This is a genomic window from Ureibacillus endophyticus (assembly GCF_024159215.1).
Classification (GTDB): domain Bacteria; phylum Bacillota; class Bacilli; order Bacillales_A; family Planococcaceae; genus Ureibacillus; species Ureibacillus endophyticus.
The window spans coordinates 3,027,366-3,042,372 of sequence record NZ_JAMYWW010000001.1; the positions used below are offsets into that span (position 1 = coordinate 3,027,366).

At 33.7% G+C, this 15,007-nt stretch carries 16 protein-coding genes; 5 read left to right on the plus strand and 11 right to left on the minus strand.

Features of this window, described 5'->3' with window-relative positions; genetic code table 11:
• Nucleotides 1–70: 70 nt before the first annotated feature.
• From NKR20_RS15050 to NKR20_RS15060, 3 genes are all read right to left on the minus strand, one after another.
• Entirely contained in the window at nucleotides 71–1,819 is a 1,749-nt protein-coding gene (locus NKR20_RS15050; RefSeq protein WP_121213221.1) for a methyl-accepting chemotaxis protein, read from the minus strand.
• Nucleotides 1,820–1,984: 165 nt separating this feature from the next.
• Nucleotides 1,985–2,224, minus strand: a complete 240-nt coding sequence (locus NKR20_RS15055) for a hypothetical protein (protein ID WP_121213220.1) — start codon at nucleotides 2,222–2,224, stop codon at nucleotides 1,985–1,987.
• Nucleotides 2,225–2,269: 45 nt separating this feature from the next.
• Entirely contained in the window at nucleotides 2,270–2,968 is a 699-nt protein-coding gene (locus NKR20_RS15060) for an arginase (RefSeq protein WP_121213219.1), read from the minus strand.
• A gap of 135 nt (nucleotides 2,969–3,103) precedes the next feature.
• Here NKR20_RS15060 and NKR20_RS15065 point away from each other — a divergent pair, with 135 nt between their 5' ends.
• Nucleotides 3,104–3,664, plus strand: a complete 561-nt coding sequence (locus NKR20_RS15065; RefSeq protein WP_253427283.1) for an FAD-dependent oxidoreductase — start codon at nucleotides 3,104–3,106, stop codon at nucleotides 3,662–3,664.
• Between the two features lie 387 nt (nucleotides 3,665–4,051).
• Here the strand turns inward: NKR20_RS15065 and NKR20_RS15070 are convergent, their stop codons facing one another.
• Nucleotides 4,052–5,386, minus strand: a complete 1,335-nt coding sequence (locus tag NKR20_RS15070; RefSeq protein WP_253427285.1) for a DUF2252 domain-containing protein — start codon at nucleotides 5,384–5,386, stop codon at nucleotides 4,052–4,054.
• 170 nt (nucleotides 5,387–5,556) lie between these two features.
• On the opposite strand from NKR20_RS15070, the gene NKR20_RS15075 reads away from it, so the two are divergent.
• Nucleotides 5,557–6,924, plus strand: a complete 1,368-nt coding sequence (locus tag NKR20_RS15075; protein WP_253427287.1) for a trypsin-like peptidase domain-containing protein — start codon at nucleotides 5,557–5,559, stop codon at nucleotides 6,922–6,924.
• A 27-nt stretch (nucleotides 6,925–6,951) separates the two neighbouring features.
• Here NKR20_RS15075 and NKR20_RS15080 read toward each other — a convergent pair whose 3' ends face one another.
• Both NKR20_RS15080 and NKR20_RS15085 read right to left on the minus strand, forming a co-directional pair.
• Nucleotides 6,952–7,155, minus strand: a complete 204-nt coding sequence (locus NKR20_RS15080) for a gamma-type SASP family protein (RefSeq protein WP_121213215.1) — start codon at nucleotides 7,153–7,155, stop codon at nucleotides 6,952–6,954.
• Nucleotides 7,156–7,260: 105 nt separating this feature from the next.
• Nucleotides 7,261–7,998 carry a hypothetical protein gene (locus NKR20_RS15085; protein WP_245987438.1) on the minus strand — a complete coding sequence of 246 codons (738 nt, stop codon included), beginning with the start codon at nucleotides 7,996–7,998 and terminating at the stop codon, nucleotides 7,261–7,263.
• A 207-nt stretch (nucleotides 7,999–8,205) separates the two neighbouring features.
• Here NKR20_RS15085 and NKR20_RS15090 point away from each other — a divergent pair, with 207 nt between their 5' ends.
• Together NKR20_RS15090 and NKR20_RS15095 are read left to right on the plus strand one after the other, a co-directional pair.
• Nucleotides 8,206–8,796, plus strand: a complete 591-nt coding sequence (locus tag NKR20_RS15090) for a metallophosphoesterase family protein (protein WP_121213214.1) — start codon at nucleotides 8,206–8,208, stop codon at nucleotides 8,794–8,796.
• Between the two features lie 62 nt (nucleotides 8,797–8,858).
• Nucleotides 8,859–9,431, plus strand: coding sequence for a YitT family protein (locus NKR20_RS15095; protein WP_121213213.1), 573 nt, complete (start codon nucleotides 8,859–8,861; stop codon nucleotides 9,429–9,431).
• Nucleotides 9,432–9,473: 42 nt separating this feature from the next.
• On the opposite strand, the gene NKR20_RS15100 is transcribed toward NKR20_RS15095, so the two are convergent.
• Nucleotides 9,474–10,355, minus strand: a complete 882-nt coding sequence (locus NKR20_RS15100; RefSeq protein WP_121213212.1) for a DMT family transporter — start codon at nucleotides 10,353–10,355, stop codon at nucleotides 9,474–9,476.
• A gap of 208 nt (nucleotides 10,356–10,563) precedes the next feature.
• On the opposite strand from NKR20_RS15100, the gene NKR20_RS15105 reads away from it, so the two are divergent.
• Nucleotides 10,564–11,625, plus strand: a complete 1,062-nt coding sequence (locus NKR20_RS15105) for a diguanylate cyclase (protein WP_253427295.1) — start codon at nucleotides 10,564–10,566, stop codon at nucleotides 11,623–11,625.
• A gap of 23 nt (nucleotides 11,626–11,648) precedes the next feature.
• Here the strand turns inward: NKR20_RS15105 and NKR20_RS15110 are convergent, their stop codons facing one another.
• From NKR20_RS15110 to NKR20_RS15125, 4 genes are all read right to left on the minus strand, one after another.
• A complete protein-coding gene (locus tag NKR20_RS15110; protein WP_253427297.1) occupies nucleotides 11,649–12,227 on the minus strand; it encodes a TetR/AcrR family transcriptional regulator in 579 nt (192 codons plus the stop codon).
• 16 nt (nucleotides 12,228–12,243) lie between these two features.
• Nucleotides 12,244–12,948, minus strand: a complete 705-nt coding sequence (locus NKR20_RS15115; RefSeq protein WP_253427299.1) for an MBL fold metallo-hydrolase — start codon at nucleotides 12,946–12,948, stop codon at nucleotides 12,244–12,246.
• A 256-nt stretch (nucleotides 12,949–13,204) separates the two neighbouring features.
• The gene (locus NKR20_RS15120; protein WP_121213208.1) at nucleotides 13,205–14,146 is read right to left on the minus strand and encodes an aldo/keto reductase family protein; all 942 of its coding nucleotides are present in this window, start codon (nucleotides 14,144–14,146) and stop codon (nucleotides 13,205–13,207) included.
• Nucleotides 14,147–14,283: 137 nt separating this feature from the next.
• A complete protein-coding gene (locus tag NKR20_RS15125; RefSeq protein ID WP_253427301.1) occupies nucleotides 14,284–14,964 on the minus strand; it encodes a hypothetical protein in 681 nt (226 codons plus the stop codon).
• Nucleotides 14,965–15,007 lie beyond the last annotated feature (43 nt).

Genomic DNA, 15,007 nt, shown 5'->3' on the forward strand with positions numbered 1-15,007 from the left:
AGTATTTTATGTATATAAAATAAAAAACTTGCTTAGAAATGCAATTCTAAACAAGTTCTTAAACTATGGCTTAACTATATTGGAGCTTTCTATCAATTAACAATTGTTGTAGTTGTTTCAGTTTATCAATTACATTTTTTGAAACTCGAGATACTTCGGTTAAATATTGCTCTGCTTGCTCCTTATTTCCACTTTCATAAGCTTGTACAGCTTTTTTAGCAATGTCGTAAACCAATTTATGAGGTTCTTCTAATTCTTTGAAAACTCTTTCGTTCCCTAATAGTTCTTTTCCTTTTCCATAATACCATTCACCTAATCTCGATTTTTCAGGTGATCCTATATCGATAATGGACATCTCCTCAAAGCCTAGTAATAGATTGTAAATTTTCCATCTCCATAAAAGATGGTCCGTAATGGCTACTTCAATAATATCTTCTTGACTAATAATGAAGTTTTTCGAAATCGTTGTCGTACGATAATCATCTATCATTTTACTTAACTTATAGATTGCAGCCCCAACTTCAAAGGTAATTTCTTTACTTTGCTGCGCACTTTCAGCGATATTTTTGTTTCGTTCTGAAACAGCTGAGGACGATTCTGCTTGTACTTTTGCACTTATAGCAATTTCTTCAAAACGTTCTCCTTGGACTTGTAATGATTTATTTAACTCTGTTAATGTTTGTGTTACATGGGAGGCATGATTTACACTTCCATGAAGTTCTTGAGATGATTGCTTTATTTGATGATTAATATCATTTGTAATTTTTAATAATTGTTCAATGTCATCATTAATTGATTGAACAGAATGCTTTGTATCATCTGCTAATTTTCGAACTTCTTCTGCTACTACTGCAAAGCCTTTTCCTGCTTCTCCAGCTCTTGCTGCTTCAATCGATGCATTTAATGCTAATAAATTTGTTTGATCTGCAATTTCTCGTATTAAACTCATTAATCTAGCAACACTATCTACACGGTCTACTAAACGTTTCACATCTTGTTGTACCTTTTGCTGACCTTCATCCGTCTTTTGTAGGATGGACGTTACATGTTGCAATGAATCTAAATCTTTATTTAAAGCATCTAATGACTGTTTTGTATGGCTTGCAATATCACCGACGGATGCCGCAATTTCCTCTATACTTGCATCAAGTTCTTGCATAGCATCACTTGCTAATAAAACATCTTGTTGCTGTACTTCTTGGAACTGTACAAGCTCTTTAATTTGGTCAAGTTGTGTATTATATTCAATTATTTTTCCTAGACCATTTACAACAGATCCACCTTGTATTTCAATATAAGTTTCCGTAATGATTTGAATATCAATTGTTACTAAACTATCGTACGTTAGCAAAACATCTAACATTTTTACTTCATCGCGTATGAGTTTTTTTACTATAAGAGGAATAAATAATTGATTAATTAGGGCATATGCGGAAATCATCCAGTTTGGTAAAACGCCTATCCTTGCATGGGTATAAGCAATTTTTCTACGTTTAAATACATACTCAATGGAAAGGTCATCTTCAAATAAGCTTAAAAAATGTTGATTTAACGTAACCTTTAAACGTTCAACTGAAGAATGCCCATTAATAATACTGCTAAACTTTGGAATGTCCATTAATTTTTTATAGAACATTTCTAAAATGACTTCACGGTTTTCATTATAAATTTCTGATAAACAACGAACTGACTCTCGGCGAATTTTTGTAAGAGTCAGAAAATCTAATTTCTCTTTAAATCGCTCATTTGTGTCAATGTCTGAATGATTTGTGTGGGAAAAATATTCATAATTTTGTAGTCTTCTACCTTTACCAAACATGGGGAATTCCTCCTAAGCAAACATGTATATAATATTCCATTTTAATATAAAAGTGTGTTAATAACATTAACTTATAAGTAAAGATTAGGTATTTTTTGTTAAAAGTATATAAAAAAATACTGACAAATTACTTACAAACTAAGAAATTTGTCAGTACTATATTCATTAATTATGCTTCTTTTCATCAGGAGATTCTTTTCGGAATACTTCTGTAATAAGCTCATCATCTTCAGCTTTTACACGTTTATTTAGCTCTTCAACTGGTATTGCATCGACTGTTTTCATATCTTCATGCATATCGAAAAGGCTAGGATTTTCTGAATTCACCATATCGGGTTTATCTGTATAAGGTAAATCCGCAAATGCAATTTTCTCTTTAGGTAAAGAATCCCAATCTTTATTCATCTTATAACACACTCCTTTTCTTTAGTGTGTTTCAAGATGGAAGCTTTATACCATTAAATATTGTATCTGTTCTGAAAAGGTAATATTTTTCGTATCCCATTTTCGTATTGGACAATCAATTACTTTATAAGGTAAGCCTAAACCATTTATGAATCCAACGAACTTTTTATCATACCATGGTGGGCTCCACGCTCCAGACCTACAGATATGGATGGCAGAGATAGTAATATCACCACATAGATCATTAAATTTTAAATAGTTTATATTAAATACCTTGTTCATTGGATAAAAATCATCCGGTTTTTCTTTTGTATATGGACTGTATATTAACGTTGCCCGTTCAATATTTTTTTCACTTAAAAGTTTTCCCAACCAATTAGCACAGGTAACATTAAAATTTAAAGAGGACAATCCCCCATAACCAAGATCTGAATGAGCATCAAAAAGATAAACTTCTTTACAATCGCATTCCTTAGCAATGGTGTAAGAAAGTGCATGAGAATCTGACACAAAAACTTTAATATTAGGGTCGAATTTAAACACTCGTTGTATTTTTTTCCAAAACCCCTCTATTTCTCCTGATAATTGAAAATAATTTAGCAGATTTTTCCCTTTAGATTTTTCTTGGAAATAACGTTTATACCAAGCATCAAGGAGAGACTTTTTGTTTTCTACGTAGGAATAAATAGTTTCATAGTTTGTAGAAATAAAATAGTCCCAATCAATAGAAAGTAAACTCCCCATTAATATCACCTCTATTTAAATTTTATCAACCTACGATAATATTTCAAATTTCTGATAATGGTGAATCATATGTTTAGTCACTTACCTATCTTTTTGTTAAAATTTTAGTAGATTAAGAAAAAGGAGGAATTTTTCATGTTTGAAGTTGCAATTATTGGTGGTGGACCTGCTGGAGGTAGTGCTGCAATTTTCACCGCAAAAGCAGGTAAGAAAACAGTTGTTATTGATAGTAATCAAGGTGTTACAAAACGTGCAATGTTATGGAACCACTATGGTGTTGAAGAAATTACTGGACCTAATCTGGTTGAAACTGGACTTAACCAAGCAAGAAAATTCGGTGCAGAAGTTGTTGAATCAAAAGTTACATCAATTGTTAAAGCAGATGAAGGTTTTACAATTACGACTGAAAATGGCGAATTTGAAGCAAAACATATCATTTTAGCAACAGGTTTCTTAACGGATTTAGCAGAAAGCATTGGACTTGCTACAAAACCGGGAACAGAACCTCGTGTTAAAATAATTTTCGATGTGGATGCAGCAGGTAAAACAAATGTAGAAGGCATTTGGGCAGCTGGTACATGCGCTGGAGTAAGCGTACATACAATTATTACTGCTGGTGATGGCGCAAAAGTGGCAATCAATGTAATTAGCGAACTAAACGGCGAACGCTACGTTGATCACGATGTATTAAAATAAAAACTTAATTGCAATAATGAGTTTGGGACAAAAATTGGTTTTTCGAATTTATTTAGAAATATTAGTGATGAAAATCTGCTATAGAAAAAGTTGATTGGAATGGAGTGTGGCTGAGTGTAGCTGACGGCATTCGCCTTTCGCTACAGAGCAAATTATATTCTGCATCGAAAGCGATAGCGTCAGATGCAAAGCTTCCTGCGGGAATCGCATGAGCCGAAAATCCATTTTTGCCGCCCATAGACGGCAAAAATCAGTTGAGGCCATGCCCGCGGAAAGCGTCCACACGGAATGGAAAGCAACTTCCTTCATATCAAAAAGACACCATTTTTACGTAGGAATGGTGTCTATTTAGTTTTGTACCAACCTCTTTTTACTTTAAAATTAAATCTAGAAAAATGATTCCTTTACCCATTCACAAAATAATTCATAATCATGATTTACTTGCTCTTTATACGAAAGTGCTGCTAATGAAATTTGAGTTTTAAACGCACCAAAGTCATCACCAATCGCATTTAAAATCTCTTCTTCACTTTCATGATCAAATAATTCAGCCTCCGTATCCACATCTGCACGAGAATGAATTTTCGCGGTTACTTTCCCCATAATTGTTAACGTTGCATCAAAATCTTCAGGTGATAGAACTTGTGTAGGCTTTACTTTCTTTTTATATGGAGATCGTTCACGAACATAAAATTCCCTGCCATCAATTGTTAAATAGCCTAAGTATGGGTCCTCAAGATGATGCATTGCTTTTTGTGTAGCAACAACCCGTTTCCCCTGATGCTCATATTTATTCCAAAACTTTTCACGATAAGGTAAGAAATAAGCTGGAATTGGCGAACGCACTTCTTTTACTTCAAGAACTAAGTCATCCACTCCATTCGCTTCTTTCTCGCCTTCAATTAAGATATAGTATCGATCTAATCCTATTGATGCTGTACCTGTACCGTGCTTCCGCGCTATATCTTTAATTGTATAATGAGAGATGTCCTTTTTATCGTCATGGTCAAGAGAATTAAAATAATTTTCTGTTAAATTTTCTAACAATGTTCGTTCTTCTACTTCAACTGGCTCAATTTCTTCAGACCAGTCAAAAACCCTTTTATTATCTTCACTAATATATGTGATGTCATTTAACAAATGATCTTTTTGTCTTTTAGCTAATTTTTTTAATACCTTTTTAACTGGCCCCTTTGTATTTTCAACTGTAAATGTTAATGTATATGGGTCGTCCTTCCCCTTCTTGAAACGTTTTAATTGCGCATAGTAGGCTTCTAAATATGTTTCAATTCGCTCTTCCTGTTCTTTCTCAGACAATCCATTTGCTTCACAATATAATGCAATACTAACTGCCATTCTTAAAACATCATATAAATATGAACCAATATACCCTTCATCAAAATCATTTACATCGTAGACAATTTCCCCATTTTCATTTTGGAATGCCCCGAAGTTTTCCATATGCAAGTCGCCTTGAATCCAAGTTGGCTTATCAATATGTGTATGGAAAGAAAATGGAATCTTTGTTGCATCATAATAATATAAATAGGCACTACCTCTAAAGAAACGAAACGGACTTTCCATCATCTTCGAATACTTCATTTTTCTTTTTTCATTATCAAGCCCCATACATTGTTCATCAAATTCATTTAAAATATTTTCAATAATATGTTTCCGTAGAACATTTCTCGTATCTTTAACTCGATTTAATAACGCCTCCATTACAATCCTCTCCCCTTTGTATGTGTAGTAATTCTATTATACTCCCATTCTATTAAAGTATATTAATTGGAAAAAATATTATCCAATATTAATATTGTTGATTCAAGGAGAGAATAGCAGAAACGAATTAGGAATATAATACCAAATACCCAACTGTTAGGAGGTTGTACATGTATTGCTCAAAGTGTGGAACCAAACTTGAAGAAAACGATATATTCTGCGTTTCCTGTGGGCATGATATTCATCAGAAAACTCCTAAAAACAAATGGCTAATTATTGGCATATGTACCTCAATTATTGCGGTAATCTCCATTTTTATGATCATTTTATTATTCACAAACATCCAAAATAGTACGAAGCAAATTGTTGAAGAACCTGAACCTCCCAAAATCGAACAACTTACACAAATACCAATTGAAGCGCCTGTTGATGAAGATAAGAAAGAAAAGACACAAATCATTAAAGAGTCGATGCCAAAAGTTTTCACTGTAATTACCGGTAACAGTCAAGGTTCTGGCTTTCTTTATAAAGATGGCGGCTATATTGTCACTAACGCCCATGTTGTAGCTGGTTTTACAGATGTTATTTTGCGAAATCATGCAGGTCAAGAATCCCCCGCTGTCGTCATTGGTATTTCCGACAGAACCGATGTAGCACTACTCCATTCCCAAGAATATGCCAATGCACAACCTTTCGAAATTGAAAAAGAAGAAACAGCTATTGGTACAGAAGTAATCGCCATTGGAAGTCCTCAAGGGTTAGAAAACTCCGCTTCTATCGGTTATTTAACAGGAACAAATCGCGACTATCAATTGGATTTTGTTTATGAAGGATTGTATCAAATTGATGCTCAAATTAGTGAAGGTAGTAGTGGTGGGCCATTATTAGATGGGAAAACTGGAAAAGTCATTGGCATTAACTCATTGCTTTATACCCCAAATAATAGCTTTGGTTTTTCAATTCCGTTATATACAGTTACTCCGTTAATTGAAGGATGGATTCGTGAACCAATGAGTAAAACAGCGGTTGCTTCATTGTTTGATGCTTATGCGGATTACAACTTCTCTAATGAAGAAGAGCAATATTATGAGGAATATGAAGAATACTGGGACTACTACTCAGAAGATTCTTCTGAAGAAGATTATAACGAAGAATATTGGAACGAGTATTCTTATTCCTTTGATGAAGAATCGTTAACAAATTTCATCCTTGCATTTAGGGATTATTATGAATTAGCTCTTTATTACAAAGATTTTTATTGGATTGCTGATATGTTACTTCCTAATAGCACCGCATATTTAGAATTGGAAGAATATCTATATGATATAAGCGGAGAAGAATATTTCTTCGATTTCTTATCTAATACCATTACAAATATTGAAATGTATGATAATTATGCACTCGTCTCCACAAATGAACAATTTAATTTTTATGATGCAACTGGAGCAGAAACATTCTATGATCGGTATAAAATTTATACAGTGATTATCAATGGGGAAGGATATTATCAAATTACGGACATTTATATAAATGAATAAGAACTGCTGAGTGCAGTTCTTTTATTTTTAGTGCAAATGCTTATGGATTTGTTTCTTCACTTGTTCGACATTTGTATCACTATATGCCTTTGTACCATACCCTCCAGTTTTCGCAAGTTGTTCTAATACCTCTTTGTACGATAATCCAGATTCTGCGTTCTTTCGTTTTACTTCTTCGATATCTGTACCTGCTACTGTAAAACGAGTATCGATTTCATTTCGATCTGTCATGATGAGTTGACTCCTTTATTTGCTTTTTTATTGAAGTTATTTGCCTTTTCACGCTCTGTTATTTGCTTTTCAAAAAAAACGCCCCATAAAGAGGCGTTTTTTTAATTAAAATTGATTATATTTATTATTTTTCGCTTGTTCTGCTTGTTGATTTTGACGGCGTACTTCTTGAATATCAGTACCTGCCATCGTTTTACCAGCTGCACCTTGGCTTGGCGTTGCTTGATTGAAAGGTCCCGCTTCTTGAGCGATCTCTTCGCGTACCTTTTGGATATTAGTTCCTGAAGCTGTTTTACCTGCACCAAATGAATTGCTTGCCGGTGATGGTGGTTGCGCATAATTTTGGCCAAATGGTGCTGATTCTTGCGCTATCTCTTCGCGTACCTTTTGAATATCTGTTCCCGAAGCTGTTTTACCTGCTCCGTATGGATTGCTTGCTGGTGATGGTGGTTGCGCATAATTTTGGCTAAATGGTGCTGATTCTTGCGCTATCTCTTCGCGTACCTTTTGAATATCTGTTCCTGAAGCGGTTTTACCAGCTCCGTATGAATTGCTTGCCGGTGATGGCGATGGCTGCGCAAAGCTTTGACCAAATGGTGCTGATTCTTGTGCAATTTCTTCTCTTACCTTTTGAATATCAGTGCCAGATGCTGTTTTACCCGCACCAAAAGATCCACTCGGTTGATTTGAGAAGGATTTACCAAATGGTCCCGCTTCACGAGCAATCTCTTCTCTTACTTGTTGTGGATTTGTTCCCATATTAGATTGTCCAGCATTTCGACGTTTTACTTCCTCAATATCTGTTCCTGCTTGTGTAAAGCGTTTACCATTATTGTTTTGCATACTAAAAAAACACCTCCAAAATTGTTATGCCATTATCATGCTTAAAAATTGAATTAATATAAGCTAAACAAATTTTTTTCGTTTGTATATTTTCAAAAACTGCAACAACAATAGTGATAAAGCTGATTTCAAGACTAATGCCATATTCATTTCATGAAAATTTTTGTTGTATTATACAAGTAAGTAATTTTTGGAAAGGTGATTTTTTTGAAATATGCCCTTTTAGGAGACCTACATTCTAATTTTGAAGATACAAAAGCAGTGTTACATCATATACAACAAGTTGCACCTGAAGCATGCTTGTTAGGATTAGGTGATTTATACGAATGCTTGATTGGTAAGAAGAAAGCTAATACCGTTGCAAATTTACCATTGAACGAGGCTGCGGTTGTTTCTGAAAATTTTAAAGAACTCTTAACTTTCCCTTCCATTCGTGGAAATCAAGAAGAAAGAATTACACAAGTAACAGGATTGAATATCTTTTCTAAACTACCAGAAAAAATTGAAATTGAAGGTGCCACCTTAATACACGGCCATCAAATACTTTGGAACAAACATTGGGAACCAACAGAATTAACAATTGATATTGAAACTCCACTTCTATTTTTTGGACATAGCCATCGAAGTGAAATATATCGTAAAAAGAAAAAACTCCCACTCGAAATCGTTTATGGACAGGAATTACAATTAATAAAGAAAAAATACTGGATTAATGTTGGTTCTGTCGTCGATCATCGTGAGTGGTGTCTTTATGATAGTGTTGCAAGAACCATTACTTTCATGAAGGCAGAAAGATAATCTAATCATTTTCAGACAATTCTCCTCATAAAATAGTGCATGTCCATTTGAAGGAGAATTATATGTACTACATAAAAAAATCAATTGCGATAGTGTTCGGAAGTATCTTCTTAGCTATCGGTATCAATGCATTTTTAACACCCTATGAAATTTTAGACGGTGGAATTATCGGGTTATCTTTAATTTTATATTACTTATTTAAACTGAAAATCGGATTAATGATTATCGTATTAAGCATCCCCATTTTTATTATTGCTTGGTTTAAATATCGCCATTTCTTTTACAACAGTCTACATGGATTATTAATTTCTTCTGTTGTTATAGATATTCTAAAACCATTACGAGATTTATTTCGATTTAATCCAATGTTAAGTTCCATTATTGGTGGTTTTTTTGTTGGACTAGGTATTGGCATTATGCTCCGTTACGAAACAAGTACTGGGGGCACAGATTTGTTAGCCCAGTTTATTTCAGATAAAACAAAAATTAATGTAGGCATACTAATATTTTTAATCGATGCAGTAGTCATTCTCTTAGGTGGTATTTTATTATCTGCAGAAACACTGGTTCTATCAATCGTTGCTATTTTATGTGTAGGTATAACTACAAGTTATATAACGAGTATCCACCGTTAATTTTAAAAAGTAGGCCATCTTTTCATAAAGACAGCCTACTTTTTAGGTTAATTTTTCTATACTTTTCTTTTTTATAAAAGTGAGTTTTGTTTCTGAAATAATGATGGCAATTAAAATTAAAATCGCCCCGATTATCATTCTTGTTGTTAACACTTCTCCGATAAGTAGCACAGAGAACACCATCCCCCAGAAAGACTCTGTTGAAAGGATAATTGCTGCTTTCGTTTCGTTTGTGAATTTTTGTGCAATCGTTTGAAATAAATAAGCAATTGTTGTTGAAAACACACCTAAGTATAAAATAGATGAAACTGCCTCCATTTCGAATGAAAAGTTTACCTCTCCCTTGAAAAGGACAACAATCCACCCAAGTAATGCTGCCACAAACATTTGAATAATGGTTAACACAATGGGATCTTCATCTTTTACATATTTTGCAGTGTAGAAAATATGATAAGCAAATGCCACTGCACATGCTAACGTTAATAAATCCCCAACATTAACGTCTGAAGAAAGTTGCAAAGACAGGAATCCTATACCAATAATTGCTAGAACTGCCCCTGATAACTCAAATTTATCAATTTTTCTCTTATACGCCAAATACGCAATAAAAGGTACGATGACGACATTTACTGCAGTTAAAAAGGCATTTTTAGATGGCGTTGTGTATTGTAGCCCGACAGTTTGTAAAACAAAGGCAAGATATAAAAAGAACCCTAAAATTACACCTTTTTTTATGACACCACTTTTCAAGCCTTTTAATTTCTTGTTAAAGATAATACTTAAAATAATAAATCCAACTAAAAAACGACCAGCTAATATTTGGTAGGGCGTATAATGATCAAGTGAGATTGCACTCGCTACAAAACCACTTCCCCATATAATAGCTGTAATACACAGCATGATTTCCCCTATATATTTTTTCATTGTTATCCCCCTTTCTTTTAGCCTCAAATAATTATTATATATCAATTAAAGAATATTTGGACAATAAGATATAAAACTATGTTACTTTTGATTTTGAACATTCATTGCATTTTCTTGATTTTATCTAAACACTTTCTCAATTAAATGCTAGTATTAATAAGATACATTCTTAAAAATTTAAGGGAAGTTTAGAAAAGAGGTGTAACCCGTGCTCCAATCAATCCTTTCTAATCTTGCAATTATCTTATTAATGCACTTAATTATGTCGATGATTATGCAATCAAGAAAAAAAATTACCACATTTACTTTTCATTTTCTAACGATTTTACTAGTTTCAGTATCGGTAATTTCCATGTTTTACTTACCAATACGTTTTGATAATTACTGGGTTGATATGCGCTTTATCCCTCTTGTTTTCTACGCTTATTTTTATGGTTGGAAAATTGCAATACCATCATTATTGATTGCAAGCTTATGGCGTTTCTTCATGGGTGGAGATGGCATGGTTCCAGGAATAATCTTCGGAATGATAGCGCCTACGATACTTGCTTTAGCTTTTCATTTTAGATCAAAACTAGAGAAAAATTACTTTGAAAAACTCTCCATCATTATTGGTAGTTGGTTAATTTGCGATGTTCCAATTATACTTCTTATACCAAATGGAATAGAGATTTTTAAAGATATTGCTTTCATACGAGCCGCTTCATTTATTATCACATCAATCATTTGGTATATATTTATTATGCAAAATAGACAACTTCAAATTTTACATAGTAAATTAATAAAATTAGCTGGTGAGGATCCTCTAACACAACTACTAAATAAAAGGGAATTTTTCACAGTCGTGAATCACAAAGTAAAAGAGCTAAAACCTAACCATTACATTGCGATGATTGATATCGATTATTTCAAGCAAATTAATGATTTATACGGGCATTTAGCTGGTGATAAAATCATTACTGAGATCGCTAGCATATTAAAAAAGTATGGAAATGAATTCGTACAAATTGGAAGATACGGAGGCGAAGAATTTATTATTTATATCGGTAATGCTACAAATACATCCGCAACAGAACTTATACATAAAATACACCAAGATATTCAATCCCATGAATTTGTAATAGATGACAATAACCGACTTAACATTACAGCCTCTATAGGACTAGCTATATTAGAAAACAATTCAACATTACTTCATACCGTAAACAAAGCAGATATTAATTTGTATATTGCTAAGAAAAATGGACGAAATCGTTTATTCATATCGTAAAAAAACACGTACACCATTTAGGTTTACGTGTTTTTTTGCGCAAGACGTTTTAAGGATTCAATATAACCTTCAATCATCAATTGAAAACTATCTTTTACACTAATTTGAAGACCGAATGCACCCATCTGTACTAATGAAGAGAACCCATGTAGTATACTTCTTAAAGCTCGAATGCCATGAATTTTATCCTCATTTGATAAGCCATACGCTGTTAAAATGTCGCTTAATAATGTGATAATTTGGTTGCTTACTTTTTCTAGTTCTTTTTCATCTGTTTCTGGCGCTTTTATTGTGAATTGATATAGGCCAGGATGTTCTTTTACAAAGTTTACATAGGCATCTGCTAAAGCAAAAATTGCCTCGTCTTTCCTCTTATTATTTGATGCAACTTTTAATTTTTCATAGAGAATTGTCATCCCAAGTAATGCTAATTCCTTTTTAACACTTGGAAGCCCCTGGATATGATTGAATAATGAGGGCGGACGAACATTTAGCTTTTTCGCAATATTAGCTAAGGTGATGGATTCAACCCCCTCAGTATCTGCTAATTGTGCTGCAACGTTTACTATCATCTTTTGATCTAATCCAACTCTCGGTGACATAGGTATAGTTCCTTTCTTATAAATTCTTCTCTGCTACGAGTAATGCTTTTTTAATCGCTTCTATCGGGTTTTTTATCATTTCTCCATGTCCTACTGCTAGTAATGTAGGTTCTAATTGAAAAATTTTTTTCGCACTTTGAATTGAAATTTCCTTATTCCACGTGGCAAACGCAGGAAATGGAAAGCTCTTTACAAGTTGGCCACATACTGCAAGTTTACCCCTTGTTTGAAAGGCATCTCCAACAATAATAGCACCTGATTTTGTATCAAATAACGAAATGGAACCCGGTGTATGTCCAGGAGTTTCAACCACTTTAAGAGAACCAATTGTATCACCCTCATTTAATAATCGGTCAGGGTTTGTTTGTATCCCTTTTGGAATACCACCCTTAATTGGAAATTGAGGTTCTTCTTCATTAAGTGTTGTATCCCCTCTTAACAAACGACTATCTCGATTAGAAATAGATACAACCGCATCTTTATAGATTTGTTTTAATTTATCTAACGTTCCAACATGATCACCATGGGCATGTGTTAATACGATATTCGTTAAAGGTTTTCCTATTTCTGTTATTGCCTTAACAATGCCCTTAAAACTTGCAGGCATACCAGTATCGATTAACGTAAGTTCTTTTTCTTCTTCAACAATATAACAATTAACAGGAAAAATCTTTGGCCAAAGCGTTAACTGATAAACATTACCTATTTTCGTTACCTTCATTGTTTTCATCCCCTCAAAACTAATAGTGTTAGTTTTATTATAACTAATGTCATTAGTTTTGCAATAGGCAAAATAATTCTCTTTTAAAAAAAGTTGTTCTACGTCTAGTTGATCCTTTTGTGGGCTTGGTTTCAGGTCAAAAGGCATCTAAAAAAAGTGTGAGTTTACCACTAGAAAAAAAAACACGAGATTGCAAAAGCATACAATCTCGTTGTTTGAGTTAGCTGAAACTCTTTCTGCTTCAACCTCAAAATATTTATTTAAATATTTCTTCAATCTTCTCTAAAATTTCATCTTGAAGGACAATTCCTGAAGCTTTTGCATTTTCTTCAATTTGTTCAGGACGGCTTGCACCTACAAGGGCACTTGCTACATTTGGTTGTCGTAATACCCATGCTAAGGCAAGTTGGGATGTCGAAATATTTAATTCATCTGCTATTATAGTTAACTCTTCTACTTTCCCTAATTTCTCTTCCGTTAAGAAATATTGAATTGTCTTATTATCTGTTGTAGCACGACTTCCAGATGGATAAGCTGCGTCTTTTTTATATTTACCTGTTAATACACCTTGAGCAAGTGGTGACCACACCACTTGTCCTACACCGTGTTTTTCACTAACTGGTATAATTTCTTTTTCGATTTTGCGTTGAAGTAAATTATATTGAGGTTGATTTACAACAATACGGTCTAGCAGCTTTTTATCTGCAATATGTATTGCCTCTGTAATTTGCTCTGCTGTCCACTCACTTACCCCGACATATAAAACTTTTCCTTGGCGAACAAGGTCATCAAATGCTCGAAGTGTCTCCTCAAGAGGCGTTTCGGGATCATAACGATGAGCATAATAGATATCTACATAATCTACATCAAGGCGTTTTAAACTAGCATTTGCTTGTTCGATAATGTGCTTTCTCGACAAACCGCGATCATTTGGACCTTCCCCCATTGGCCAGAACACCTTAGTTGCCAGTACAATTGAATCACGTTTAAAGGATTTAATTGCTTTCCCCACAACTTTCTCCGCTTCCCCTTGCATATAAACATTTGCTGTATCAAAGAAATTAATGCCTAAATCATAAGCATGGTGAATTGTTTTGATAGCCGCATCAGACTCAACATAACCGCCATACGTTAACCAACTTCCAAGGCTAATTTCACTAACCTTTAAACCTGTCTTGCCTAAACGTCTATATTTCATCGTTACTAGTCCTCCCTTTTTTCTTGGTTTTTATTGTAAATATACTAACATCTTCCATTTCCCAACTCAAGCAATCTGTTTTATGTTTCATATAAAAAGCTCATAATAAAAACTCGCTCTTACCTAAGCGAGTAAATTTAAGTCCAACCATTAACCGTAACATCTTTGTGTTTGTGTTCATGTTCGTAGCGTTTAATGATAATGCTAACCTTGTGATACCAGTTTTTACATTCTTTAAATATATCTTTATATTCATCTAAATCTTTAGGGATTGCTTGATCATTATCTAAAAATGTGTATTCAACGATAGGATTAGAAAGGTCATTTACAACAAGCTTCAATAGTAATTTTTTCACTTCTTTTTTCGAATTCCCTTCATTTTCTTCTGTTCCGCTAGCTTTCCCATCTAATTTAGAACTCCCATCAATTAATGACCACCCATCCTTTGAAGTATGAGCAACATTTTTACCGTCCTCTACTATTGCTACTTCAAACAACTCTTCAAAATCATATTCCCTCGCATCGAATTCATCGTCGAGGTCTTCCCTATTCAGAATACGAAATGTATTTGAATTTTCATCAATTAATAAAGCTTGTAAATAATCAGGAGATAATATATAGCGAGTATGGGGGTATTCTTCAAGTTGATCAATGGTTTCCTTCTCAATCGCTTCATTTCTCTTTCGACTTTCTTTATTTATTTCGTATAGCCACCAGCCTCCCAAAATTATCGCTACTATGAAGAAAATAGTTTTGCCCGTTTTAAATGCTAAAAATAAGTAAACCACTTCTAGTAGTAATAAAAATAATTGCATCATCTAACAAGCCCCCATTTCCAATAGATTTATAAATCTTCTATAT